Here is a 1,555-nt window from a genome sequence, read left to right on the forward strand (position 1 = left end):
CAATCCTCGCTACGGGGACGCCCAGTCGGGCGCTATTCTCGGACAGCCTCCTGGCTGGCAGAGGTTAATTTTAGAGTTATCAAACACTGGCTCTCAGTCGGTAAACCGTCATCTTGAACTGGAGGGGGGGGCTATTGCTGATGCTGTTTTTGCCGGTCGAAATGAGCACTCAACTCAATAAGAGAATTGAGTGCCTGGATTGGTTATTAACCAATTAAGGGACTGAGCAGCAGGTAAAGATATCGGGCTGCGACACCGGCACAGATACCGCCAATCGTGTGAGCCAGTATGGCTTTTGAGGTCAGCTGGCGGAAGCCAAGGGAGTCCAGCATGGCCGTATGAGTACTAAGGTAACCACTCCAGCACATGCCCATCGCCGTAAAAACTGCAATGTCACTGTTACCGATAATCCCCTGACTGATGAAGTTTGGTACCAGCGACATGGCGGCACCTACAGCACCCAATGAAGTAATGGGAAAAGCAACCAGTTCGGCATGATCAAAGCCGAACAGCAGCTCAAATAGCCAGGTAACATGGCTGGCCAGTCTTGGCAGCAGGGCCACCCCTTCAAATGCTCCACCCGTATAGCCGGTTACTGGCGCACCAAACGTCAGCACCATAACAAACGTACTGATGATTAATACCCCGGGAATAATCGCTACCCCCATTTTGACGCCGCCTTTTCCGCCATCCAGCAGGGCATTGAGAAATCTGAGCCAGACAGGATCGCCAGAACTGTGCTCATCCAGAAGTTCACTGTGAGTATCTTCAATGCTGAGTTCATGTAGCCGGGCATCATTTCGGATAAAGCGTTGCATCAGCCGTGTGGATATGATGGCTCCAATAAGGGCGCCGCCCAGTCCGATCATGGCAGGCAAGAAATAAGTAGTACCCGTCTCATTATTTTGCAGGGTTGCCATAAAGGTGATGACAATAAGACCCATGCCAAAGGAGGTACCGAAATTGGTCAGTGAAATGATCTCGGGCACATTAAAGGCGTGGTTGAACCGTCTGTCTTTTGCCAGGCCGATGATGGCCGGGTTATCAGAGAAAAAGGTCATCATGGCCGCCATGGCAGCACGGCCGGGGAGATTAAAAACGGGTCTCATCAACGGCACCAGCAGCCGTTCAATCAGGGAAATAACATGAAACTCCATCAGCAGACGACCGGCAGCACCGGTTAATACGGTAATCCCCATCAGGAACAACACGGTGTTTAACAAGAGCTGGTGTGCGGTGTTGAACAGGGTGTTGAACATGTGGGTAACACCCATGGTCTGGCCAAGGTAGCCAAACAGGAGGCCTGCCAAAAGAAGAAGGACTAACGGCTCTACAATTTGGCGGACACCTGTTGAGGTTTCAGATTTGGTCGAGACTGCATCACTCATAGAGATACCAGAAAGTAAGGAGCTTTCAGATTAGACAATATTTTTTGGTCCTGCACTATCGGTATTAGTCAGATACGTAGTAAGTGTTGGTGGGATAGATAAGTTAAACGATGGATCTAATTAAAGTGACAGACAGTCCAGGAGGCTGTCCGAGAATAGCGCCCGAC

At 50.4% G+C, this 1,555-nt stretch carries 2 protein-coding genes; one reads left to right on the forward strand and one right to left on the reverse strand.

From position 1 onward, the window contains the following. A partial coding sequence (locus KDK14_RS20630) for a hypothetical protein (RefSeq protein WP_257267121.1) occupies positions 1–181 on the forward strand: 181 nt, incomplete at its 5' end. A 25-nt stretch (positions 182–206) separates the two neighbouring features. Here KDK14_RS20630 and KDK14_RS20635 read toward each other — a convergent pair. Further along, positions 207–1,388 carry a hypothetical protein gene (locus KDK14_RS20635; RefSeq protein WP_257267122.1) on the reverse strand — a complete coding sequence of 394 codons (1,182 nt, stop codon included), beginning with the start codon at positions 1,386–1,388 and terminating at the stop codon, positions 207–209. Between the last annotated feature and the right edge of the window lie 167 nt (positions 1,389–1,555).

Origin of the sequence: Endozoicomonas sp. ONNA2 (genome assembly GCF_024606365.1) — a bacterium.
GTDB lineage: Bacteria > Pseudomonadota > Gammaproteobacteria > Pseudomonadales > Endozoicomonadaceae > Endozoicomonas.